Annotated in this window: 21 protein-coding genes; 10 read left to right on the top strand and 11 right to left on the bottom strand. The window is 36.8% G+C overall.

Annotation, left to right across the window (positions count from 1 at the left end; all coding sequences use genetic code 11):
- Positions 1 to 2: 2 nt before the first annotated feature.
- Both HQN83_RS14435 and HQN83_RS14430 read left to right on the top strand, forming a co-directional pair.
- Complete coding sequence (locus HQN83_RS14435) at positions 3 to 2087, top strand: hypothetical protein (protein WP_173091043.1); 2085 nt, start codon at positions 3 to 5, stop codon at positions 2085 to 2087.
- Between the two features lie 10 nt (positions 2088 to 2097).
- The gene (locus tag HQN83_RS14430) at positions 2098 to 2709 is read left to right on the top strand and encodes a trimeric intracellular cation channel family protein (RefSeq protein WP_173091042.1); all 612 of its coding nucleotides are present in this window, start codon (positions 2098 to 2100) and stop codon (positions 2707 to 2709) included.
- Here the strand turns inward: HQN83_RS14430 and HQN83_RS14425 are convergent.
- The gene (locus HQN83_RS14425) at positions 2706 to 3005 is read right to left on the bottom strand and encodes an FtsB family cell division protein (protein ID WP_173091041.1); all 300 of its coding nucleotides are present in this window, start codon (positions 3003 to 3005) and stop codon (positions 2706 to 2708) included. The two genes, HQN83_RS14430 and HQN83_RS14425, sit on opposite strands and share 4 nt — an antisense overlap.
- Before the next feature lie 201 nt (positions 3006 to 3206).
- On the opposite strand from HQN83_RS14425, the gene HQN83_RS14420 reads away from it, so the two are divergent.
- On the top strand, positions 3207 to 4205 hold the full coding sequence (locus HQN83_RS14420) for a nucleoside hydrolase (RefSeq protein ID WP_173091040.1): 999 nt from the start codon (positions 3207 to 3209) through the stop codon (positions 4203 to 4205).
- Between the two features lie 88 nt (positions 4206 to 4293).
- Here HQN83_RS14420 and eno read toward each other — a convergent pair whose 3' ends face one another.
- The 5 genes from eno to carA all read right to left on the bottom strand — a co-directional run bounded on the left by eno (position 4294) and on the right by carA (position 9680).
- A complete protein-coding gene (gene eno / locus HQN83_RS14415; protein ID WP_108205208.1) occupies positions 4294 to 5589 on the bottom strand; it encodes a phosphopyruvate hydratase in 1296 nt (431 codons plus the stop codon).
- Between the two features lie 174 nt (positions 5590 to 5763).
- Positions 5764 to 6456, bottom strand: a complete 693-nt coding sequence (gene aqpZ / locus HQN83_RS14410) for an aquaporin Z (protein ID WP_173091039.1) — start codon at positions 6454 to 6456, stop codon at positions 5764 to 5766.
- A 146-nt stretch (positions 6457 to 6602) separates the two neighbouring features.
- On the bottom strand, positions 6603 to 7694 hold the full coding sequence (locus HQN83_RS14405; RefSeq protein ID WP_173091038.1) for an ABC transporter permease: 1092 nt from the start codon (positions 7692 to 7694) through the stop codon (positions 6603 to 6605).
- Positions 7695 to 7702: 8 nt separating this feature from the next.
- Positions 7703 to 8473: an ABC transporter ATP-binding protein gene (locus HQN83_RS14400; protein ID WP_173091037.1), complete on the bottom strand. Its 771-nt coding sequence runs from the start codon at positions 8471 to 8473 to the stop codon at positions 7703 to 7705.
- A gap of 94 nt (positions 8474 to 8567) precedes the next feature.
- On the bottom strand, positions 8568 to 9680 hold the full coding sequence (gene carA, locus HQN83_RS14395) for a glutamine-hydrolyzing carbamoyl-phosphate synthase small subunit (RefSeq protein ID WP_173091036.1): 1113 nt from the start codon (positions 9678 to 9680) through the stop codon (positions 8568 to 8570).
- Positions 9681 to 9999: 319 nt separating this feature from the next.
- Here carA and panB point away from each other — a divergent pair, with 319 nt between their 5' ends.
- Complete coding sequence (panB, locus tag HQN83_RS14390) at positions 10000 to 10815, top strand: 3-methyl-2-oxobutanoate hydroxymethyltransferase (RefSeq protein WP_173091035.1); 816 nt, start codon at positions 10000 to 10002, stop codon at positions 10813 to 10815.
- On the top strand, positions 10816 to 11502 hold the full coding sequence (locus HQN83_RS14385) for an RluA family pseudouridine synthase (RefSeq protein WP_173091034.1): 687 nt from the start codon (positions 10816 to 10818) through the stop codon (positions 11500 to 11502).
- Between the two features lies 1 nt (position 11503).
- On the opposite strand, the gene HQN83_RS14380 is transcribed toward HQN83_RS14385, so the two are convergent.
- Positions 11504 to 11995, bottom strand: coding sequence for a putative periplasmic lipoprotein (locus HQN83_RS14380; RefSeq protein ID WP_173091033.1), 492 nt, complete (start codon positions 11993 to 11995; stop codon positions 11504 to 11506).
- A 119-nt stretch (positions 11996 to 12114) separates the two neighbouring features.
- Between HQN83_RS14380 and HQN83_RS14375 the strand changes: the two genes are divergently transcribed.
- Complete coding sequence (locus tag HQN83_RS14375) at positions 12115 to 13017, top strand: DNA-3-methyladenine glycosylase family protein (protein ID WP_173091032.1); 903 nt, start codon at positions 12115 to 12117, stop codon at positions 13015 to 13017.
- Here the strand turns inward: HQN83_RS14375 and HQN83_RS14370 are convergent.
- Positions 13014 to 13865, bottom strand: a complete 852-nt coding sequence (locus tag HQN83_RS14370; RefSeq protein WP_173091031.1) for a bifunctional helix-turn-helix domain-containing protein/methylated-DNA--[protein]-cysteine S-methyltransferase — start codon at positions 13863 to 13865, stop codon at positions 13014 to 13016. The two genes, HQN83_RS14375 and HQN83_RS14370, sit on opposite strands and share 4 nt — an antisense overlap.
- 171 nt (positions 13866 to 14036) lie before the next feature.
- Here HQN83_RS14370 and HQN83_RS14365 point away from each other — a divergent pair, with 171 nt between their 5' ends.
- Together HQN83_RS14365 and HQN83_RS14360 are read left to right on the top strand one after the other, a co-directional pair.
- The gene (locus HQN83_RS14365; protein WP_173091030.1) at positions 14037 to 14687 is read left to right on the top strand and encodes an NAD(P)-dependent oxidoreductase; all 651 of its coding nucleotides are present in this window, start codon (positions 14037 to 14039) and stop codon (positions 14685 to 14687) included.
- A 132-nt stretch (positions 14688 to 14819) separates the two neighbouring features.
- Positions 14820 to 15380: an HPP family protein gene (locus HQN83_RS14360; RefSeq protein ID WP_173091029.1), complete on the top strand. Its 561-nt coding sequence runs from the start codon at positions 14820 to 14822 to the stop codon at positions 15378 to 15380.
- 4 nt (positions 15381 to 15384) lie between these two features.
- Here HQN83_RS14360 and HQN83_RS14355 read toward each other — a convergent pair whose 3' ends face one another.
- Both HQN83_RS14355 and HQN83_RS14350 read right to left on the bottom strand, forming a co-directional pair.
- The gene (locus HQN83_RS14355) at positions 15385 to 15912 is read right to left on the bottom strand and encodes a DUF6141 family protein (RefSeq protein ID WP_173091028.1); all 528 of its coding nucleotides are present in this window, start codon (positions 15910 to 15912) and stop codon (positions 15385 to 15387) included.
- A gap of 77 nt (positions 15913 to 15989) precedes the next feature.
- Complete coding sequence (locus HQN83_RS14350) at positions 15990 to 18062, bottom strand: TonB-dependent receptor (RefSeq protein ID WP_173091027.1); 2073 nt, start codon at positions 18060 to 18062, stop codon at positions 15990 to 15992.
- Between the two features lie 211 nt (positions 18063 to 18273).
- Between HQN83_RS14350 and HQN83_RS14345 the strand changes: the two genes are divergently transcribed.
- Positions 18274 to 20493, top strand: a complete 2220-nt coding sequence (locus tag HQN83_RS14345) for an NADP-dependent isocitrate dehydrogenase (protein WP_173091026.1) — start codon at positions 18274 to 18276, stop codon at positions 20491 to 20493.
- Between the two features lie 173 nt (positions 20494 to 20666).
- A complete protein-coding gene (locus tag HQN83_RS14340) occupies positions 20667 to 21104 on the top strand; it encodes a hypothetical protein (RefSeq protein ID WP_173091025.1) in 438 nt (145 codons plus the stop codon).
- Here the strand turns inward: HQN83_RS14340 and HQN83_RS14335 are convergent.
- Positions 21094 to 22911 carry a DNA polymerase III subunit gamma/tau gene (locus tag HQN83_RS14335; RefSeq protein WP_173091024.1) on the bottom strand — a complete coding sequence of 606 codons (1818 nt, stop codon included), beginning with the start codon at positions 22909 to 22911 and terminating at the stop codon, positions 21094 to 21096. The genes HQN83_RS14340 and HQN83_RS14335 overlap by 11 nt on opposite strands.
- Positions 22912 to 22929: the final 18 nt, after the last annotated feature.

The raw sequence follows: 22929 nt of genomic DNA, 5'->3' as shown, positions 1-22929 counted from the left end.
GTATGAACGATTCTTTTAGCTTATACACTTTATTGGCTTTACTGGGGTGCTTGCTTGCAGGGGCTCTTTTTGCCTGGTTATTGTACCGTAAAACGGAGCACTTAGATAAAAGGCTACGGTATGGACTATTTGCAATACGCACTATTGTAGTAACCATAATAGCCTCACTGTTGTTCTTTCCGTTGGTAAGGAGTATCTCGTATGATCTCGAAAAACCGGTAATTATTATTGGGCAAGACAATTCTTTGTCTGTTGGAGCGATTGAACCTAAAGGGTTCAATAAACAACAATATGAAAAGGAGATGCAGGATTTGGCGGATAAGTTGTTGGAAAAATATGAAGTTAAGATTTACAATTTTAGTGATAGCATTAAATCAGGGTACGACTTTAAAAATAAAGGCCAGTTAAGTAACGCTTCAAAATTCATTAGTCAATTAAATGATGAATTGCTGAACCGTAATGTTGGCTCAGTTATTTTAGCTACAGATGGTATTTTTAATCGTGGTGGCAGCCCGCTTTATGATTTAAACAAGTTGAAAGCTCCGGTTTATACCATTGCACTGGGAGATACAATTCCAAAGAAGGACTTAGTGATTGCCAATGTAAACCACAATAGTTTGGTTTATCTTGATAATGAATTTACACTAGAGGTTCAGGTGCAAGCTTTTGAAAGTAAAGGGGAACAATCCAGAATTTCAGTTACTGAAGGTGGCAAAAAGATTTACGATGAAGAGCTTCAGATTAATTCGAACCCTTTTGTAAAGAACATAACAATTAAGCTAAAAGCTACTAAGCTTGGTCTTCAAAAATATACTATTCAGTTAAATCCACTAAAAGATGAAATATCAGAGCGTAATAATGCTCAAAACATTTTTATAGAAGTAATTGATGCAAAGCAAAAGATATTACTCGCCTCAGCTGCCCCGCATCCTGATATTGCAGCATTAAAACAGGCGATTACCTTAAATAAGCATTACGATCTAAAGGTTGCCTTGGGTGATGACTTAAATGCAATTAATCCTAATGATTATAGCTTAATTATCTTGTATCAGTTGCCTGCTCTTCAAAATGATGGAGGAGTTTTTATTAATAAACTTCAACAGAGTAATGTGCCATTGTGGTACATTTTAGGTGCTCAAAGTAATTTGTATGCTTTTAATAAGATGCAGAATACGGTTAACTTTAATGGGAGTAATAATACCATACAGGAAGCTTTTGGGGTTGTAAATACTGGATTTACTACATTCGAAATGAATGCATCATTAGATAAGCAGATGGAGGGATTTGATCCTCTCCAAGCGCCATTTGGTGAAATAAAAATAAATGGTACAGCGCAGGTAGCTTTAAAACAGCGAATAGGTAAGATCAAGACTGAATCTCCACAGTTGTTTTTTATGAATGCTGATGGCAAGAAGACAGGGTATTTGATAGGTGAGGGGATATGGCGTTGGAAGTTGGCAGAAGCCCAGAACGAGCAAAAGACAGATGTTTTTAATACTTTGATATCAAACGCAGTTCAATACCTTGCTGTAAAGGACGACAAACGTAAATTTAAAGTTTATACTGCCAAAAACACATTTGATGAAAATGAAAATGTGTTGATCAATGCGGTTCTTTATAATGATAGCTACGTTTCGGTAAATACACCTGATGTAAGTATTCAGATCAAAAATGAAGAAGGAAAAGCGTATAATTTCTTGTTTTCGAGAACTGAGACTGCTTATCAGCTTGATGCAGGAATGTTGCCTGCCGGAAATTATACTTATACTGCAACCACCACCTTAGGGAATAAAAAGCATACTGCGCAAGGACTTTTTTATGTAAATGCACTAGTTGCAGAATATCAGCAAACCATTGCTAATCACCAGTTGCTAAATACTATGTCGGTTCAAACGGGCGGTAAAATGTATATGCCACAGAATTTATCTCATATTTTAAATGACATAAGTACTAATGACCAGATAAAGACTTTGAGTTATGAGGATCGTAAATATGAGGAATTGATTAACTTTAAATGGGTGTTTGCACTGATAGTTACATTGCTTACTCTTGAATGGTTTTTAAGAAAAAGAAACGGAGAAATTTAAGTCCTGAAGTATGCAAATAAACACTATGGATGCCATTGAGATCCTGGGAACCATTTCTTTTGCGATATCTGGCTCTTTTGCGGCCATGCAGAGAAGATTAGATCCTTTTGGGGTACTCATTATCGCTTTTGTAACTTCAATTGGTGGAGGTACTGTTCGTGACCTTTTACTAGGCGATACACCTGTTGCATGGATGAGGGATGTAAACTACTGCTTGCTGATTTTACTTACCTCAATTGCTACCATCTTTTTTAAAACTCACATTAAGAAATTTAAAGTGACTCTTTTCCTGTTTGACTCTTTAGGTCTTGGCTTGTTTACTATGCTAGGTATTCAGAAAGGCATAGTTTTCGGATTGAGCCCGGGTATTTGCATTGCACTTGGAACCATTACAGGATGTTTTGGTGGTATTATAAGGGATACACTATTGAATACTATTCCGATAATATTCAGAAAAGAAATTTATGCTACTGCCTGTATTATGGGGGGTACATTGTACTTCACTCTTCTGTATTTTAATTTAAAAGAAGATCTGGCAAAGGTTGCGGTGATTGCATTTATTTTTACCTTAAGAATAGTAGTAGTAAGGTATAAGCTGACGTTACCTAGGTTTGGCTATTAATTTTTAGGAGCTTCCTGGATAATGACAAAAACATCTTCATTGTCTTTTTTCATGAAGTACTTTTCTCTGGCAAATTTTTCTGCAGTATTTAGGTCGGTATTTAGCTCGTTAAGGTCTTTTTTAACTTTGGCAATTTCTTTTACATAGAAATCCTTTTCTTCCTGAAGTTTATTTACCTGTGATCTGTATTCGTATTGAGCTACTACATCATTCTTATCGAAAAATAACATCCATACCACGAATGCCATTACACTAAGGAAGTATTTGTTGCGTAAAAGTTCTAGCAGGCGATTCATATTGACAAAGATATAAAATAAGACACGAAGATTTAAAAGCTTTGGCTTTTAATCAAATGAGTATTCTCCACTTATCAACATATTAGATCTAAATGAAAGTAAATTATATGTTTCAATAAGAGTTAATTAGTGTAAAGATCAGATATTGTATATAGCTTGTAAAGAAACGATAAAACGTCGCCCTAAATTAAACGCAAACAAATGAAAACTATTTTTTACTCATTATTGATACTAATTGTTCTTACATCGTCTGGCTGGTCTGTTAAACATGGGAAACCAGATAAGAGAGTCAAAGTTATTTTCGATACTGATATGGGGCCGGATTTTGATGATGTAGGTGCAATAACTGTTTTGCATGCATTAGCTGCTAAAGGTGAATGCGAAATTCTAGCAACAGTCTCATCTGATAGCCATCCTTCTGTTGCTCCTACTATTGAGGTTTTTAACCAATATTTTAGGAAACCTAATATTCCTATAGGTATTGCTTCCGTAAAGGCCCCAGGTTTTATATCTCCCAACAATTGGAACGATTCATTGGTTACACACTTCCTTAAAAATAAACAGATTGCTAATTATCCTAGCGCTTTGGAAGTTTATAGGAAAGTATTGGCAAAGCAGGATGATAATAGCGTAACCATAGTGACCGTTGGTTTCTTATCAAATATCATGGACTTGCTTAACTCTAAGCCGGATCAATTTTCCAGTCTTTCGGGAATGGATCTTGTAAAAAAGAAAGTGAAAAATTGGGTTGCAATGGCGGGAATGATACCAAATGGGGTAGAATTTAATGTAAATGAGCATAAGGAAGCAGCTTATGAAGCTTTTAGTAGATGGCCGAAACCATTATTATTGAGCGGCTTTGAAATAGGAGATAAAATACATACCGGTAGCAAATTGGCAAAGAGAAATATTAGTAAAAACCCTGCTGCATGGGCTTATCAGTATAATCTGGCTACTTATGACAAAAATAAGCCGGCTAATAGACCCTCATGGGATCAAACAGCAGTTTTATGCGCAATCAGAAAGCCTGAAAAATATTTTTATGTTAATGGCCCTGGTAAATTTATAGTAAATAAAGATGGATCTAATTTATGGGATGCAGATGTTAATGCCGGACATTATTTTCTTACACATAAATATCCGTACGAAAAGATTTCAACTATAATAGAAGACTTAATGCTGTATGAGCCTGGAAATTGATCAGTACAAAAATCCCCGAAGCTTTTAGGCATCGGGGATTTTTGTTATTAGCGTATTTATCCTATCGTAAACTTAGGATAAGTATTTCTTACTTCTTTAAGAATTTGAAGTCTTTACCAATAAAACGTGCTGCATCACCTAATTCTTCTTCAATACGCAGCAATTGATTGTATTTTGCAATCCTGTCTGAACGTGAAGCTGAACCGGTTTTAATCTGACCACAGTTTAATGCTACTGCAAGATCCGCAATAGTAGTATCTTCAGTCTCACCACTTCTATGACTCATTACTGAGGTATAACCATTAGTTTGTGCTAAAGAAACTGCATTGATAGTTTCAGTTAATGAACCAATTTGGTTTACTTTAACCAAGATAGAGTTAGCAGTGTTTTTGTCGATACCTGCTTGTAAACGAGTTACATTGGTAACAAACAAATCATCACCTACAAGTTGAACTTTGTCACCGATTTTATCAGTTAACATTTTCCAACCATCCCAATCATTTTCATCCATACCATCTTCAATAGAGATAATTGGATATTTTTCAGTTAAAGATGCAAGGTAATCAGCCTGTTCAGCGCTTGTGCGGATAGCACCTTTATCACCTTCAAATTTAGTATAGTCGTATTTACCATCTTTGTAGAACTCAGAAGCAGCACAGTCAAATGCTAAGAAGATTTGCTCGCCAGCTTTGTAGCCTGCTTTTTCGATAGCTTGGATGATAGTCTCAACTGCATCTTCAGTACCTGCAAAAGTTGGAGCAAATCCACCTTCGTCACCTACAGCTGTTGAAAGACCTCTATCATGTAAAATAGCTTTTAAGTTATGGAATACTTCTGTTCCCCATCTTAATGCTTCAGAGAATGAAGACGCGCCAACTGGCATGATCATAAATTCTTGAAAAGCAATAGGAGCATCAGAGTGAGAACCACCATTTACGATGTTCATCATCGGAATAGGTAAAATGTTAGCATTAACACCGCCGATATAACGGTATAAAGGCTGACGGCTTTCTTGAGCTGCAGCTTTAGCAACAGCTAAAGAAACACCTAAGATAGCGTTAGCACCAAGATTTCCTTTATTTTCTGTTCCGTCAAGCTTGATCATTAAGCTGTCGATAGCATTTTGTTCAAATACATCAACACCTTTTAATTCATCAGCAATTTTATCATTCACGTTAGCAACGGCTTTTAAAACACCTTTACCTAAGTAAACTTTTTTATCACCATCTCTTAACTCCACAGCTTCATGCATACCAGTAGAAGCTCCTGATGGTACTGCTGCACGACCAAGGATACCATTTTCTGTAATTACATCTACTTCGATTGTAGGATTGCCGCGGGAGTCAAGTATTTGCCGCGCACGAACATCAATTATTAAACTCATTTTTATTGGTTTTTATTTGTAAATAACCCTTAGTGTAAAAGTTACAATTACTAAGGCGATATCCAAAGTTAAAAATTAAACGCAAAAAAGTCGTAATTAATTTAATTACGACTTTTTGAATATTGATTATTTAATGGTTTTGTTGTTATCGAGTTGTTTTGTAGTTAGTTAAGTTTATGCACTTTCTGACTTCGCAGCAAAAACAGCTTTGTATACAATTCCGGCTAAAATGGCACCAACAATGGGTGCAACCCAAAATAACCAAAGTTGACTCAAAGCTTCACCGCCAACAAAAATGGCCTGACTGGTACTTCTTGCCGGATTAACTGAAGTATTCGTTACAGGGATACTAATTAGGTGAATTAGTGTTAATCCAAGACCAATTGCCAAACCTGCAAATCCCTTTGGAGCCCTTTCATCAGTTGCACCTAATATTATGATTAAAAAAATGAAGGTCATTACTATTTCTGTAACCAGCGCTGCAGTCATGTTGTATTTTCCCGGAGAGAGGTCTCCGTATCCATTTGCGGCAAAGCCTCCAATAGGATTTCCATTTCCGGTAGCGATGATGTAAAGTACTCCAGCGGCTACGATGCCTCCTAATACTTGTGAAATAATATATGGGATAAGATCTTTTCCGTCAAAGCGTCCACCAACCCAAAGGCCGATTGAAACTGCGGGGTTTAGGTGGGCTCCGGATATGTGGCCGAGAGCATAAGCAATAGTCACTACTGTTAGTCCGAAGGCGAGTGCTACACCGGCAAAGCCAATGCCTGCACTTGGATAATTACAGGCTAAAACCGCGCTGCCGCAGCCGCCTAGAACAAGCCAAAATGTACCGATAAATTCTGCTGCTAGTTTTTTCATAGGAGTTTAATTTAGTTTAGGCAGCGACATTGATTTTTTATCACTACCCGGTTGTTAAATTAATGGTAGAATATTTGTTTTTTTTATTATGAAATTTAAAAACAAATATTCATTTTTCCTAGAAAAAAAGCAGAGGTATTAGTAGTTTACTCCCACTTAAATACCTTAACAGCAACGATATAGACTCCGATTCCCCAGATAGCCATAATCAGGATTTGATGTTTCACATCCCATAAGCCAGCACCTTCAAAAGCTACCTTTCTCATGGCATCGTTAAGGTATGTTAAGGGCAATGCACGACTTATTGGTTGAAGCCATGACGGAAATGCATCGATAGAAAAAAACGTGCCCGATAATAAGAACTGGGGTAACGTAATGATATTTGAAATAGGAGGGATAGTACTTTCACTTTTTGCTATTCCGGATACGATAAAGCCAAAGCCCATAAATACTACAAGCCCAATGATGGCAAGTAAAAGCATATTTAGTACCGTGATCACGCCATGTATTAAGGTGAAATGGAAAAAGAAATGCCCAATAAGAATAATAAATACGGCTCCACAAAGTGCAAAACCTATTCTTGCAATGCCTTCGCCAAAAACAATACTCGCTCTGCTTACAGGGGTAGCAAAGAAGCGTTTGATAACCAGGGTTTGTCTTAAACTAAAAAATACAAATGCTGTTCCAAATACTCCTGTGCTTAATAAAGAGAAACCCAGCTGTCCCGGTAAAATGAAGTCTATGGTACGGTAAATTCTACCTTGAACAGTGCTTTCGTTTAACTGAGCTACGGTAGGTTTAATGTCTTTTGAATTTAAAGTATACATTAGGTTGGCCAGTACAGACTTAAGGATGCTCCCTTTATCAATAGACGCTGAGGTATATTGAACGTTGGCAAGATAGGCTGGCGTACCGGAAGTATTTTTTTTAACGTTGATTACAGCAGCTATGTGCCCCTTTTCAAGTTCCGCCTTTATTTCATCAGCATCTTTGTCTTTAACGATATGTATGACATTGATTTGCTCAATTGCATTAATAATCGGGTTTTGAAGGTCAGAACCTGGCGCAATAGCCAAATCAACCTTTACACCACCACCTCCTAAAAAGCCAAAAACAAGAATGAAGATTAAAGGGAAGGCAAGTGTAAAAACAACTGCCGAAGGGCTACGCATAATGGAACGAAAACTTGCTTTTGCAAGGGCCAACGTAGCTTTGGTATTATTATAAGGTTTGCTCATGTTCTTTGTTAATTATCCTCACGCCATTCTTTCCCTGTCAGGTTAATGAAAACATCTTCCAGGTTAGCTTTTTTAACTTCTTTTTGGCGTTCAAAACCACTATTTATAAGGTTGTCTATCAAGTTGTCTGGTGTATCTAATGCAATGATTTCACCACGTTCAACAAAAGCAACACGATCACAAAGTTGTTCTGCCTCATCCATATAGTGGGTTGTGATCACTACAGTTGTGCCATTATTTCTGATATCGATAATTAAATCCCATAAATTACGACGTGCCTGAGGATCCAATCCTGTAGTAGGCTCATCAAGGAAAATGATTTTAGGAGAGTTGATAAGTGTAGTGGCAATAGAGAAACGTTGCTTCTGACCACCAGACAGGGCTTTGTACTTAGCTTTTGCTTTATCCTGAAGATTTACCTTTTCAAGCATCTCCATAGGTTTTATGTCTACGCCATAAAGTCCTGCGAACAGCTCCATTAACTCAATCAGATTGAGGTTAGGGTAGTAGCCAGCGGCCTGTAATTGTACTCCAATAATCCTTTTGATTTTACTTGCATCTTTGTCAACAGAGTAACCATCAACTATGATTTCGCCTGAAGTCTTTTCGCGAAGCGTTTCGATAATTTCAAGTGTAGTTGTTTTTCCTGCACCGTTAGGCCCCAGAAGGCCAAATATCTCATTCTCATAAACTTCAAAGCTGATACCTTGCACAGCAGTGAAATCGTCATACTTTTTTACCAGTTCTTTTACACTGATAATGGCATTCGTTTTATCCATGTTATAAATGTAAGAAGGTTTAGAGGAATAGAAAACGCTATTCTGCTAAACCTTCTAAAATGTCGGTAAAATGATAGTTTTGAACCGGTAAATATTACCAGGCTAATTCGCCTTTGATCATATCTATGAAATCGTCAAAAAGGTAACGTGAATCATGTGGGCCTGGAGAAGACTCAGGGTGATACTGTACTGAGAATGCTTTTTTGCCTTTCACGCGGATACCTTCAATAGATTGATCATTTAAATTGATGTGAGTGATCTCTACTTTGTCAGATTTTCTAACATCTTCAGGGATTACACCAAAACCATGGTTCTGTGATGTTACTTCGCAGTGATTTTTAATGATGTTTTTAACCGGGTGATTTAAACCTCTGTGACCGTTAAACATTTTCATTGTGCCTATGCCATTTGCTTCTGCAAGCAATTGATGGCCTAAGCAAATTCCGAAAAGAGGTTTGTCGGCTGCTAATATTTTAGTTACGGTTTCGATCGCATAAGGCATTGCTGATGGATCACCAGGGCCATTAGAGATGAAATAACCGTCAGCACCCCATTTATCCATTTCCTCAAAAGTGGTTTTGGCAGGGAAAACCTGAACGTAAATATCTCTTGCGTCGAAGTTACGTAGTATATTCTTTTTAATTCCTAAATCTAAAGCTGCTATTTTGTAAGTAGCCTCCGGAGAACCATAGAAGTAGGGAGTTTTTGTGGAAACTTTAGAAGATAATTCTAAACCATCCATTGAAGGTACTTCAGCTAATTTGCTTTTTAATTCATCAAGGTCAGTGATTTCTGAAGAGATGATTGCATTCATTGCTCCTTTATTTCTGATGTGACGAACCAAAGCACGCGTATCGATGTCAGAAATACCTACGATGTTTTCATTCTGAAAATAATCCTGTATAGATTCAGAAGCTTCTTTACGGCTAAAACCGATATTGTAATTTTTGCAAACTAAACCAGCGATTTTTATGTTTTCCGATTCAGTTTCATCTTTGTGGATACCATAATTTCCAATATGTGCATTGGTGGTTACCATAATCTGAGCGAAATAAGAGGGATCAGTGAAAATTTCCTGATATCCTGTCATACCTGTATTAAAACAGATTTCGCCTGTTGTTGTGCCTATTTTTCCAGCGGCTTTACCGTGGTAAACTGTGCCGTCAGCCAGTAACAAGATTGCAGGTAACTTGGTGTAATTAGTCATGGTAATTATTAAGAGAAATTATTGGGATTAAAAAAGGAGAAAATGATGGTTCTAGTACGGCTTTGATGCCGTTATTGTAATTAACATATGTGCTGTTAAGTGACCCCCTCATTTCGGGATACAAAGATACGTTTTTGATGATTTAAATCAAGAGTTTTTTTAAGAATGTTTTAAGGAACTTCTGTTAGTTAACGGATACTTCATGTTATATATAGTATAACGGAAACGAACAAGGCATGAACTAAATGTCACAAAAACGATAAAACTGTGTTTATTTCGAATGTAAAAACTAATTTTGTCGCTACAAAACGATAGAACTATGTCAGTAAACAAAGAGGTTAAACGCATAACCACACATATACTTCAGGAAATGAAGGCTAGTGGAGAAAAAATAGCCATGTTAACCGCTTACGATTATTCGATGGCGACCATTCTTGATGATGCAGGTTTGGACGTACTATTAGTTGGTGATTCAGCTTCTAATGTAATGGCCGGACATGAAACTACTCTGCCAATAACTCTTGATCAGATGATTTATCATGCTCAAGGTGTAGTTAGAGGTGCAAAACGTGCATTTGTAGTTGTCGATTTGCCTTTTGGCAGCTACCAGGGTAACTCTAAGGAAGCATTAAATTCGGCAATCAGAATCATGAAAGAATCTGGTGCGCACGGTGTAAAGCTTGAGGGGGGAACTGAAGTTGCTGAATCAATATCACGTATCATTACGGCAGGAATTCCTGTTATGGGACATCTTGGATTAACTCCACAGTCTATTTATAAGTTCGGTACTTATACTGTTAGAGCGAAAGATGAAGATGAAGCAGAAAAATTAAAAACTGATGCACTTGCATTGCAAGAAGCAGGATGTTTTGCTATTGTACTTGAGAAAATACCCGCTAAACTCGCTAAAATAGTTTCGGAAAGTTTACAAATACCGACTATAGGTATTGGTGCTGGTCCGGATTGTGATGGACAAGTATTGGTCGTTAATGATATGATTGGTTTAACAAAAGGATTTAAGCCTCGTTTTTTACGTCAATATATAAATTTGTATGATGGCATATTAGACGCAGCACAATCATATATTAAAGATGTTAAAGCAAAAGATTTCCCGAACGAAAAGGAGCAGTATTAAATGCCGGTAACCGATAAAGATATACTTTACGAAGACAATCACCTGATAGCAGTATTAAAACGTGCAGGTGATATTGTGCAGATTGACGAGACAGGTGATGAGCCTCTTGACGAGCAAGTAAAAAAGTATCTAGCTAAAAAATATAACAAACCTAATAGTGCCTTTCTGGGCGTTGTACATCGCCTAGATAGGCCGGTTAGTGGTGTAATCCTTTTTGCTAAAACAAGTAAGGCGCTTGAGCGGATGAATGCAGTATTCAAAAATCGCGAAGTAAAAAAGACTTATTGGGCTATAGTTAGAAATAAACCAGCTAAACCTTCTGGAACATTAGTGCATTGGCTGGTTAAAAATCCTCAAAAGAATGTGGTTACTCCACATAATATAGAAGTGCCAGGGAGCCAGCGTTCAGAATTAAGTTACAGGTTGCTAGGGGAACTGGGAGGTTATTATCTAATAGAGGTTGATCCACTTACCGGACGATCACATCAAATCAGAGTGCAGTTGTCTACATTAGGATGCCCAATTGTAGGTGATAATAAATATGGCTATCCTAGAGGTAGCCGTAAAGGAAGTATTTGCTTGCATGCTCGCAGGTTACAGTTTATCCATCCGGTAAAGAAAGAACCTGTGAATATTTTTGCAAAGCTACCTGTTGATGGTTTTTGGGAGCGTTTTGAGAATTTTTAGATTATTTACATTCTGTTAAAGAAAGTACTACTGCGTCTTCAAATTTTAACTTCGCTCTATTTTTAAATACAGTTTTGCCACTTTTCTCTTCTACATCACCAAAACCTTCATATAATTTTCCATCCCTTTTTAAAAATACAACCTCTCTTGTTGATCGCATTCCTTCTGAATCAAAAGTATATTCTGCTAGGATAGTATCTCCTTTAATTTCTCCAGCAATAGTGCCTTTGTTACTGTCTTTCTCAAACAGATTATAACTTAAATCTCCAGTTAATTCTTCGTTTTCAGTATTCAACTTGAGTTTTATGGTGTCTCTGTTCTTGGTATAAATGTAACAATCTGTGATTTTTACTTGAGCTGGTACTGCTGGTGTAAGCGTAGTATCAACCGATGTTATTGAAGTACTATCGACACTTTTGCTGTCGGTATTACTGCTATTGCATGCAGATGCTAGCAAGGCGATGCCGGTTAATAGGATGAGTGATTTTTTCATATTGACATTAATTGTTCTTCTTTCTTCCTGCAATAGCCCTGCCATTTTTATGGTTACCTGAATTTTATATTGAGCAAGAAACAGATTTTATTGTTCAAACAAATGAATACTTTTGAGATATGAGTAAGCAGATCATATCAATCGATGCCCCTTTGAATTTTGATTTTCAAGAATGTTTATGGTTTCTGGATAGGAATTTTGACGACTGTATGCATAAGGTAGATACAGATCAGGTTATAAAAGTTGTTGAAATTGAAGGTCAGCAATTATTGGTTAGTGTCGCTTTTTATGAGCATAAATTGCAGATTGAGCTACTTGATGGCAATCTTAAGCAGCCTGATTTAAATAAGCTTAAGAAATTTGTATCTGATTGGTTTGATCTTGAGAAAGATATGGAGTCCTTTTATCTGTTAATAAAAAATGATGAAAGGTTAGCTTATATGGCAACGGCTTATAATGGGCTCCGTTTAATTGGCATACCTAATTTATTTGAAGCCATTTGTTGGGCAATAATAGGTCAGCAGATTAACCTTACTTTCGCATATAAATTAAAGAGACGACTGGTTGAAAAGTATGGAGCCTATATGTCTTATAATGGGTTCAATTATCATGTGTTTCCAAATTGCGAGGTACTAGCTGAACTTTATCCTGATGATCTGAAGGAAATGCAGTTTTCTAAAAGCAAGGCAGAGTATCTGATTAATATTGCAAAAGCATTCGCTTCCGGAGAAATTAGTAAAGATAAATTACTTGCCTTGCCGGATCTTATTGCAAGACAAAAAGCTTTGAATAACATTAAGGGCATAGGTGTTTGGACCGCTAACTATGCACTTATGAAATCTTTAAAAGAACATTCATGTGTTCCTTATGGGGATGCGGGACTTCTGAATTCATTGTTAAATCATAAAATTATTGCAGATAAAAAACAGCACAAGGAAATTGAGCTGTTTTTTAGTAATTATCCAGGGTGGGAGAGCTATTTGGTATTTTATCTTTGGCGAAGTCTTTCAACGAAGTGCTAAACTTTACCCAATGTTGTTTTTGCAGCTTCCCAACCTATAATTGCCGTTTTACGTGAACTACCCCAATGATACTGACCAAATTCCCCAGTAGATTTGATAACTCTGTGGCATGGAATTAAAAATGCAACCGGATTATCTCCGACTGCAGATCCTACAGCCCTGCTTGCCTTTGGGTTATTAATAGATGCAGCAATAGTAGCATAAGTGGATAAACCTCCAATTGGCACTTTTAGTAAGGTTTCCCATACCTTTAACTGAAAAGCGGTTCCTTTTAAATGAAGTTTTATTTCATTTATTCTGCTCCAATCCTGAGTAAATATGTAAAGTGCATTCTGCTGTATCATATCCAATAGCTGATGATATTGGGCATTGGGGAAATTGTTTTTTAAAGCTTCCAATGCTTCATTTTGATCATCTGCAAATGCCATATAGCAAATGCCTTTTCCTGTAGATGCGACAATCAGAGATCCGAAAGGACTTTCAGCATAGCTATAATTTATAGTGAGCTGTTCACCTCCATTTTTAAATTCGCCAGGAGTCATTCCTTCTATGTTTATAAAAAGGTCGTGGAGGCGACTGGTGCCCGATAGACCTGTCTCGTAAGCCGCATCGAACAAGGTAGCTTGTTTATCTTTAAGGATGCTTTTAGCGTATTCAATTGAAAGATACTGGAGGAATTTTTTTGGTGTAACTCCGGCCCATTCTTTAAACATGCGTTGAAAATGAAAAGGACTAAGATTAACATGTTCGGCAACATCATCAAGTGAAGGCTGTTGCTTAAAATTTACTTTTAAATACGCTATTGCTTGTGCAATTCTATTGTAATCAATCTGACTATATGTTTCCATGATCTTTTGTTTATTAGTCAAAATTACACCTATGTACACTGGTTCGAAACCCGATACTTGCTAATAATAAAAGCTAGTTAATAAAAGTTTATGTAATCATGAAACAAATAGGACCTAATAGAGGTTTACAATGCGAAAACGTAGATTAATATTTAAAAAAATAATAAGGTTATGAGAACAGCACTGATTGGCGCAAGTGGTTTTGTTGGAACTGCAATTTTAAATGAATTACTTAATCGTGGACATGAGGTTACGGCTATTGTACGTAGTCCTGAAAAAATCAAAATTGAAAACGATAAGTTGACTGTTAAAGGGATTGATGTTAATGATACTTCATTATTGACAGAAACATTAAAAGGAACTGAGGTAGTAATCAGCGCCTATAATGGCGGGTGGACTAATCCCAATTTGTACAATGATTTTATTGAAGGTTCTGAAGCTATACAGAAAGCAGTTAAAACCGCAGCAGTAAGTCGTTTAATTGTTGTTGGAGGTGCAGGTAGTTTGGAAATTGACGGAAAACAATTAGTTGACGGACCAGATTTTCCCGCGGCGTATAAAGCAGGTGCTACTGCAGCCAGAGATTATTTAAATACGCTGAAACAAGAAAAAGATTTGCAATGGAGTTTCTTTAGCCCGGCTATTGAGATGCACCCTGGAATTACTACAGGTCGCACAGGAAAGTTTCGATTAGGAGCAAATAGCCCTGTATTTGGTGAAGAGGGAAGGAGCACCTTGTCAGTACAGGATTTGGCTGTGGTTATTGTTGATGAGGTTGAAAGCTCTAAACATCCTCAGCAACGCTTTACAGCCGGCTACTAATTAGAAGCTAAATCGATTAGTGAAATATGAGTTCGACTTTTAGTTAGTGGTTTGTAAAAAGTGGTGATATTAAGATGATTACTAGTAATTAGCTAGATATAACCTTACTTTTGCGCCATATTTTAAAGAGCAATGCCGAGAAAGAGAATTAGGAAGCACTATCGTAGGGCGAGGTATGTACTGTATCGTGAAACTTTAATTGATGCTAAGGAGCATATCCTTACTTTTATTGGATCATTTGTTGGTATAGGTTTAATTGGATTATTAAATAGTAAATACCTGGTGGCTAATGATAATTTGTACCTGATAGGTTCTTTTGGTGCTTCTTCGGTACTTATTTATGGGATCATCAATAGTCCTTTGGCACAGCCAAGAAACCTGATAGGAGGCCATTTGATTTCGGCAATAATTGGAGTGACAGTTGCCAAATTTTTTCCTGGCGAAGTCTGGTTAGCCTGTGCTTTAGCGGTTTCAATCTCAATAGTAGCGATGCAAATTACCAAGACATTACACCCTCCTGGTGGAGCTACTGCACTGATAGCCGTAATCGGAGGTGAAAAGATAAAAGCGTTAGGTTATATGTATGTGCTCTCTCCGGTGTTGTCAGGGATAATGATTTTGTTTCTGGTAGCTTTAGTGTTCAATAATTTAAGACACAGGAGGTATCCAACAAAACCTATATTCAAAAAGTAAGGCCTTAATAATTGACATTAGATCCAAGCTTTAGCTTTTGAAGTGTTTCTGAAGCTTCTTCTGGTTTATTAGTGCCTATTAACAATCTTGATCCATTCTTTAAAACAAGTTGTATTCCTTTATTTCCCGAAACATTAAAGGCCATCCCTTTTTTTAAGAATCCAAATCTAAAACCCCAGCCTCCATATTCCGAAATAGGATCATACTGCCTAACAGAAAATCTTTGAATATTGTCCCACGAATACTTTCTAACTGTTAAATGGAATGGGAAGAAACGTACATAGATCCCATCTTTTTTAATGTAGGTCTCGAGTTTCAGTACTAAAAATGCAAGTGTAAATAAAAACATAAGTACTGAAGCCGTTATCAATTGCATATTGCTCATGGAGTTATCATCAAAAGATTTTCTTTCAAAGACCTGATAAAACACACCGTAGAAAAATATTAAATTGGCTCCAATTAGAATTGCCCAAATCCATTTTTGACCAAAGCGCTGCTTTTCTGAAAATAAGGTTTCGTTGCTAGAATTCATTGTTTCGTATTGTCTAACAGAAAATTACGAACAATTGATTTAAAATAAAAGGTGATATAAGAATAGTTATTAACTAGTTATAAACATATTGTTAAGCCTCCGTAAAAGTTACGAGTTGCTGCAGCATTAAAATACCTGCCGCCCAGAGCATTTAAATCGTTGCCCAAACTGTATTTTTCATTTAACAAATTGTCTGCTCCTGCATAAACTTCGAAGAGGGTTTTACCTATACGGAGGTTCTTTTTGCCAACTTTTGCCTGGACTAAATGGTATTTTTTAGCATATACAGTATTAGCGTCATTTAATGGGATGCTTGAGGTGTAATTGTGCTGTAAAAACAAATAGAATCCCTTTGGTAACCGAACATCTGTACTGTTAATAACTGTTACTTTGGGTACCCCTGTAAGGTTATTGCCAGAGAAATCTTTTGTCTTATCTATATACTTGTCAAATTTAAAATGACTTAGGGTATATGAATTTCTTAATTGTAATCCTCTTATAAAATTATTTCCATTGGTACGGATAATCCAAAATGCCAATGAGCTTTCCAGGCCCCATTGCTTTGTGCCTCCTGCATTTATAAAATAATCGGCCTCTTTTTCATTTATTAAAACTGTTCGCCTTACAATCGCATTTTTAAGGTTGTAATAAAATCCGGTAACATCTACAAAAAGCCTCTTATTTAAACCTTCATATCTTACCCCGGTTTCATAATTCCAGCCATATTCAGGTTGGAGGTCAATATTAATTACATTATTTGAAGCTCGTACTTCTGAAAGACTTGGTGGAGAGTAGCCTTTACTTACGGATGATCTTAGAGAAAATTGATCGTCTAATAAATAAGATAAAGCAATCCTTGGCATGAATTGTACGTCAAATTTATTTGTTTTTTTAGGGATAGCGATCGGAGCAATGCTTCGGTAATTGTAGCCATATAAGTTTGCGCTTGCTGATAACTCAATTAATAGCTTTTGAGATATATCGATGCCAAGATGGGCAAACGCAAAATTTGAATTGGCATTTAGTTTATCCGAAGCTTGAACTGCACCTGGTTGACCAAAGTTATTATCATAATTGTCAAAATCAGTACCTGTTTTCATGCTTTCTAGTCCGATATTAAATTTCCAGTCTACATCAGATGAACTTCTGGCATATTCCAAATAAGAGCGTAGGCCTAGCGTAAATTCTTTGCGCTTTTCATAATTAGTAATAAATGGGTTTTTAAAATCCGTGTAAGAAGAAAATACGGAAATTACGTGTTTAAAATGACTGTTGATGATCCAGTTATTCGAAATCCCACCATATATGGTTTTACTGTAAATGCCGGCATTTTGATCTATAGCGCTTTTGGTTTGTCCTGCCGCAGGGCGAGATGATGATGGGTTCTGTAAATACTGTTCTGCCGTTAGTCCGCCTGGGGTATTGTAATGTAAATCAGAATAAAATAGCAGGGCTTTTAAACTGGCAGTTTTAGTATAGTCCCATTTTTGAAGAGCTTGGAAATATTTACGTTCCATGCCACTGTGATCACGATAGCCATCACTTCGCTGATAAGCTTGAGTGATGTTTAAGCTATATTTTTCAGCTTGATGTTGTAATACAGCATTTTGATGAAAAGAACCAAAAGATCCTCCCTCAAGCTTTAGTGCTATCGAGTTATTATTTGTTATAGCATTGGAGCCCTGTGGTTGTATTAAAACAACACCTCCCGAGTTAGCGCCATAAATGCTACTCTGAGGCCCCTTTAAAATCTGTATCTGGCTTGCGCTGGCAACATCTAAAGCATTTAGGTAACTATTTCCTCCTGCATCAGTTAAAGGGAAATCGTCCAGATATATTTTTATATTTCTTATTCCAAAGGGAGATCTTAATAAGCTGCCCCTTATAGATAATCGGTAACTTCCAGGAGAACGTTCTTCCATTCTAACTCCGGCAACAGTATTTAGCGCTGATACAAAAGAATTGCCCAATTGCCTATCAAGTATTGTACTGTCGATAAGGCCAATTGATCCAGTGGATCTGATTAAAGATTGATTAGAAAAATAAGGTCTTATAGTAACCTCGTTTAACCTTCTGGTTGAATCTTGTTGTGTCTGGGCTGAAGCTGTAATTCCTGCAAGTACTATCAGGCCTGTTAAAAATATTTTCATTCTTTAACAAAGCTAAAATTTAATGGCAAAAATAATAGGACATCATTAGTTTTAGCACAATGTTTAGTCAATAAGTAAGGTCGATGTGACAAAATAAACACCATGAAATTCATCTGTTTATTATATCTTTAGGCGATTTTAATAGAAAGCACGTTTATCATAAACGATACTGCTTTTATTTTTTTATTCATATAATCGTATTTATAAAAATATGTCGAATACATCAAAAATTATCTATACCAAAACAGATGAAGCGCCAATGTTGGCAACCTATTCATTATTACCAATTGTACAAGCTTTTACAGCATCAGCTGGTATTGATGTAGAAACCAGAGATATTTCTTTGGCCGGAAGAATTTTGGCAAACTTTCCTGAGTTTTTAAAGGAAGACCAAAAGGTTGGAGATGCGTTGACAGAACTGGGCCAATTGGCTACCACACCAGAGGCTAATATTATTAAGTTGCCTAATATTTCGGCTTCTATTCCACAATTAGTTGGCGCAATTACAGAGTTGCAATCTCAAGGGTATGCTATTCCTAATTATCCGGATAATGCACAGACTGAGGAAGAAAAAGCAATCAAGGCAAAATATGCAAAAGTTTTAGGTTCGGCGGTTAATCCTGTTTTACGCGAAGGTAACTCTGATCGCAGAGCACCAAAAGCAGTTAAAAACTATGCAAAAGCCAACCCGCATTCAATGGGTGCTTGGTCTGCAGATTCAAAAACTAAGGTTGTAAGTATGACTGAAGGCGATTTTTATGGGTCTGAGAAATCAGTAACAGTAGAAGAAGCTACTCAATTTAAAATTGAGTTTGTTGATGCAAATGGAGCCGTTTCTGAATTAAAAGGATTATCGCCTTTAAAAGCGGGTGAAGTTATCGATAGTTCGGTAATGAGTCTTTCTGCTTTAAAATCTTTCGTTGCAAAAGCTATTGAAGAGGCAAAAGCTGCTGGAGTTTTACTCTCAGCACATTTAAAAGCTACCATGATGAAGGTTTCTGATCCAATCATTTTTGGTGCTATAGTAGAAGTTTATTTTGCAGATGTTTTTGCTAAATATGCTGATTTATTCAAAGAATTAAATGTTGATACCCGTAATGGTTTAGGTGATGTTTATGCTAAAATAGCAGGAAACCCTAAACAAGCTGAAGTTGAAGCTGCAATTGCACAAGCAATTGAAAATGGCCCAGCTTTAGCAATGGTAAATTCAGATAAAGGAATCACTAATCTTCACGTCCCTTCTGATGTGATTGTTGATGCTTCTATGCCTGCAATGATCCGTACTTCTGGTCAGATGTGGAACAAGGACAACAAACAACAAGATACTATTGCTATAATTCCAGATCGTTGCTATGCAGGTGTTTATACTGCTACTATTGACGACTGTAAAGCTCATGGTGCTTTTGATGTTACTACAATGGGTTCTGTGCCAAACGTAGGTTTAATGGCACAAAAAGCAGAAGAGTATGGTTCTCATGATAAAACTTTCCAGGCTACTGCTGCGGGAACAATTCGTGTAACAGATGCTAATGGGCAGGTTTTCTTCGACCAAAAGGTTGAAAAAGGCGACATTTTCCGTATGTGCCAAACTAAAGATGCTCCAATTCAGGATTGGGTTAAGTTGGCAGTAAACAGATCTCGTTTATCAGCTACACCAGCTGTTTTTTGGTTAGATGAAAACAGAGCACATGATAGAGAGATTATTAAAAAAGTAAATAAGTACTTGTTAGATCATGATACAACTGGTTTAGATATTCGTATTTTATCACCTGTTGAAGCTACTAAATTTACTCTTGATAGAATTAGAAAAGGAGAAGATACCATTTCAGTAACGGGTAATGTATTACGTGATTATTTAACAGATTTGTTCCCAATTTTAGAACTAGGTACGTCTGCAAAAATGTTATCTATAGTGCCATTAATGAATGGCGGTGGCTTATTCGAAACTGGAGCAGGTGGTTCTGCACCAAAACATATCGAACAGTTTATTGAAGAGGGGTATTTACGTTGGGATTCGTTAGGTGAATTCCTGGCGTTAGCTGTTTCTCTTGAACATTTAGGTCAAACACAGAATAACCCAAAAGCTTTGGTATTGGCTGAAACTTTAGATTTAGCTACTGAGAAGTTCCTTGCAAACGATAAGTCTCCTGCTCGTAAAGTAGGTCAGATAGACAATAGAGGTTCACATTTCTATTTAGCGTTGTATTGGGCAGAAGGCCTTGCTGCACAAACCAAAGATGCAGAGTTGCAGGCAAGATTTGCACCACTAGCTAAAGCTTTGGCTGAGAATGAAGCAAAGATTACCGGAGAATTAATAGGTGCGCAAGGTAAACCACAAAATATTGGTGGTTATTACCATCCAAATGATGACTTGGCATTTAAAGCAATGCGCCCAAGCGAAACATTAAATACTGCTTTAGCAGGTTTATAAGATAGAAAAGGTTAAAAAAGAGGTCTGTTTGCATCTGCAAGCAGGCCTCTTTTTTTCATTTAAAAACCGAAAACAATTCTATGTTTTTTGAGGTTGTAATTACACATCATGTCTATGAAAGCCTTATTGTATATAAAAACAATTTTATCTAAGTTTATTTAAAAATTACCATTATGAGCGCAGACCAAAACAATGTTCCAGGAGATAGAAAAGCACTCGACAAACTTCATCCTACTGAGTTAGGAGAAACTAAAGATTTTGATAATTTGTCATACGATAAGAACCGAAATAGTTTTGAATTTGATGTAAGAGGTGAGGATAGTGAGTATGATCATCCACTTCCTTATGATACTTCTGCTCCAAATGGTGAGGATAGTATTTCGACATACGATGAGGCAAATCCATATAATGGATCTGCTTATGATGAAGATAAACAAATAGGAGAAAATCTTGAAAGTGCAGCTATGCATATTGATACTTTAGAGAGTCTTGAACTAGAACCGGAAGATCAGTTGTTGGCACGTACTCCTGAAGATGATCGTGATGATTTGGATGAAGAGGGATACCCTGTTAATGATACACCGCCGCCAGGGAAACCTTCTAGGAATTAACGTCTAGGTTGAAACGTTTACGCATTTCTTCTAGCTTAGGGTTTTTCTCAATCAGATACTCGTACTTTTCTTTATTGGTATAGAGTCTGTTAACCACTGTCCTTTCCACTTGTTTGGCCTTAATTGAAAGATTAAAGTTTCTCAAGTTTGGTCTTAAGAAATTTAGAAAATCTATCATTTCTTCTTGCAATAAAGCTTCCTGTAGCTTGTGCTCTACATGTACCGTAATTTCCTCCGGAGAGTCTAGTATTGGATCTGAGCTACTAAGCAAGGTGTATATATTGATCTTGCCATCATCTTTTGCTTTGTTCGCATATTGAGTCCAGAGTGTAAACAGCTGCTCGTATGTAAAAGCTTCTCTTGCATCTCCGCTAATGTACTTTGGCTCATCACCTTCTTCGCTTTCTTCTGTACGTCCAATATCATTTAACGACGGAATTAATGTTGCAATTTTTTTACTGTCGGCAAGAGGCTTTAGTGCGATCTTGGTAGATGGTGGAGGACTAGTCGTTTTTGCTACCGGAATTGAAGGTAAAGGTGTTGAATCCTGTTGTAGTTGCTTCGTTACTTCAGGTATTGGAGTAGTCTCTGGTGCCTTATTTTGTACTTCTGCTGGTGGTGTATTTGCAGGAACAACAGAACTTACATTAGTTTTTTTTTTAATCTGATCTATGTCAGTGGCGGAATTGTTAGGCAGCTGGGCTAGTTGAAGTACCGAAGGTATGTGGCACATTTTTATTAGAGCCAGTTCTACCTGCAATCGTTGGTTTTTGCTGTTCTTATAATTAAGATCGCACTGATTGGCAAGATTTAACGCTGTAAGTATAAAAGAAACAGGTGTTTGTTGACTTTGCGTAATGTATTTCTGTTTAATGTTCTCACTTACCTCTAATAGTTTTGTAGTTTGCGGATCTTTGGCTACCAATAGGTTACGAAGGTGACCTGCTAAGCCATTGATGAAATTGTTGCCATCAAAACCATTATTTAAAATCTCGTCAAATAAGATTAGTGCATTACTCACATCTCCACTTGTCAGATTTTGAGTAAGCTTAAAATAATAATCGTAATCAAGAATATTCAGGTTGTCGATTACCGATTTGTAGGTTAAGTTCTTATTGGTATAACTTACAATCTGATCGAACATTGAAAGTGCGTCCCTTAAACCACCATCAGCCTTTTGAGCTATAATGTGTAATCCATCAGCTTCTACTGAAATGTTTTCACGCTGTGCAATCTTATTCAGATGGCCAGAGATATCGTCGACCTGTATTCTGTTGAAATCAAAAATCTGACATCTTGATAGAATAGTAGGTAGTATTTTATGCTTTTCTGTAGTAGCTAATATAAAAATAGCATAAGATGGTGGTTCTTCAAGCGTTTTTAGAAACGCATTAAATGCATTAGCAGAAAGCATGTGCACCTCATCTATAATGTAGATTTTATATTTTCCTGCCTGTGGCGGGATACGAACCTGTTCAATTAAACTGCGGATATCATCAACTGAGTTGTTTGAGGCAGCATCAAGTTCATGAAAATTAAAAGAGTGACCGGTTTGAAATGAAACACATGAATCACATGTTCCGCAAGCTTCCTGATCTTCAGTTAAATTAGTACAGTTAATAGTTTTAGCCAGGATACGTGCACAGGTAGTTTTACCTACACCCCTTGGCCCACAAAATAAAAATGCTTGAGCCAGTTGATTGTTTTTAATGGCATTTTTTAGCGTACCTGTAATATGGTGCTGGCCAACAACGGTTTCAAACGTTGCCGGACGGTACTTACGGGCTGATACTATAAAATTTTCCATTCGCCAACGAAATTAGAA

Source organism: Pedobacter foliorum (genome assembly GCF_013266735.1).
In the GTDB taxonomy this organism is placed as follows: Bacteria; Bacteroidota; Bacteroidia; order Sphingobacteriales; family Sphingobacteriaceae; genus Pedobacter; species Pedobacter foliorum.
Note: the sequence above shows the minus strand (reverse complement) of the source record. Positions and strands in the feature narration are given on the sequence as shown.

Bases quoted from the DNA above. Each gene is read 5' to 3' on its own strand.
- HQN83_RS14435 (WP_173091043.1), top strand. From the start codon at position 3: ATGAACGATTCTTTTAGCTTATACACTTTATTGGCTTTACTGGGGTGC.
- HQN83_RS14430 (WP_173091042.1), top strand. From the start codon at position 2,098: ATGCAAATAAACACTATGGATGCCATTGAGATCCTGGGAACCATTTCT.
- HQN83_RS14425 (WP_173091041.1), bottom strand. From the start codon at position 3,005: ATGAATCGCCTGCTAGAACTTTTACGCAACAAATACTTCCTTAGTGTA.
- HQN83_RS14420 (WP_173091040.1), top strand. From the start codon at position 3,207: ATGAAAACTATTTTTTACTCATTATTGATACTAATTGTTCTTACATCG.
- eno (WP_108205208.1), bottom strand. From the start codon at position 5,589: ATGAGTTTAATAATTGATGTTCGTGCGCGGCAAATACTTGACTCCCGC.
- aqpZ (WP_173091039.1), bottom strand. From the start codon at position 6,456: ATGAAAAAACTAGCAGCAGAATTTATCGGTACATTTTGGCTTGTTCTA.
- HQN83_RS14405 (WP_173091038.1), bottom strand. From the start codon at position 7,694: ATGAGCAAACCTTATAATAATACCAAAGCTACGTTGGCCCTTGCAAAA.
- HQN83_RS14400 (WP_173091037.1), bottom strand. From the start codon at position 8,473: ATGGATAAAACGAATGCCATTATCAGTGTAAAAGAACTGGTAAAAAAG.
- carA (WP_173091036.1), bottom strand. From the start codon at position 9,680: ATGACTAATTACACCAAGTTACCTGCAATCTTGTTACTGGCTGACGGC.
- panB (WP_173091035.1), top strand. From the start codon at position 10,000: ATGTCAGTAAACAAAGAGGTTAAACGCATAACCACACATATACTTCAG.
- HQN83_RS14385 (WP_173091034.1), top strand. From the start codon at position 10,816: ATGCCGGTAACCGATAAAGATATACTTTACGAAGACAATCACCTGATA.
- HQN83_RS14380 (WP_173091033.1), bottom strand. From the start codon at position 11,995: ATGAAAAAATCACTCATCCTATTAACCGGCATCGCCTTGCTAGCATCT.
- HQN83_RS14375 (WP_173091032.1), top strand. From the start codon at position 12,115: ATGAGTAAGCAGATCATATCAATCGATGCCCCTTTGAATTTTGATTTT.
- HQN83_RS14370 (WP_173091031.1), bottom strand. From the start codon at position 13,865: ATGGAAACATATAGTCAGATTGATTACAATAGAATTGCACAAGCAATA.
- HQN83_RS14365 (WP_173091030.1), top strand. From the start codon at position 14,037: ATGAGAACAGCACTGATTGGCGCAAGTGGTTTTGTTGGAACTGCAATT.
- HQN83_RS14360 (WP_173091029.1), top strand. From the start codon at position 14,820: ATGCCGAGAAAGAGAATTAGGAAGCACTATCGTAGGGCGAGGTATGTA.
- HQN83_RS14355 (WP_173091028.1), bottom strand. From the start codon at position 15,912: ATGAATTCTAGCAACGAAACCTTATTTTCAGAAAAGCAGCGCTTTGGT.
- HQN83_RS14350 (WP_173091027.1), bottom strand. From the start codon at position 18,062: ATGAAAATATTTTTAACAGGCCTGATAGTACTTGCAGGAATTACAGCT.
- HQN83_RS14345 (WP_173091026.1), top strand. From the start codon at position 18,274: ATGTCGAATACATCAAAAATTATCTATACCAAAACAGATGAAGCGCCA.
- HQN83_RS14340 (WP_173091025.1), top strand. From the start codon at position 20,667: ATGAGCGCAGACCAAAACAATGTTCCAGGAGATAGAAAAGCACTCGAC.
- HQN83_RS14335 (WP_173091024.1), bottom strand. From the start codon at position 22,911: ATGGAAAATTTTATAGTATCAGCCCGTAAGTACCGTCCGGCAACGTTT.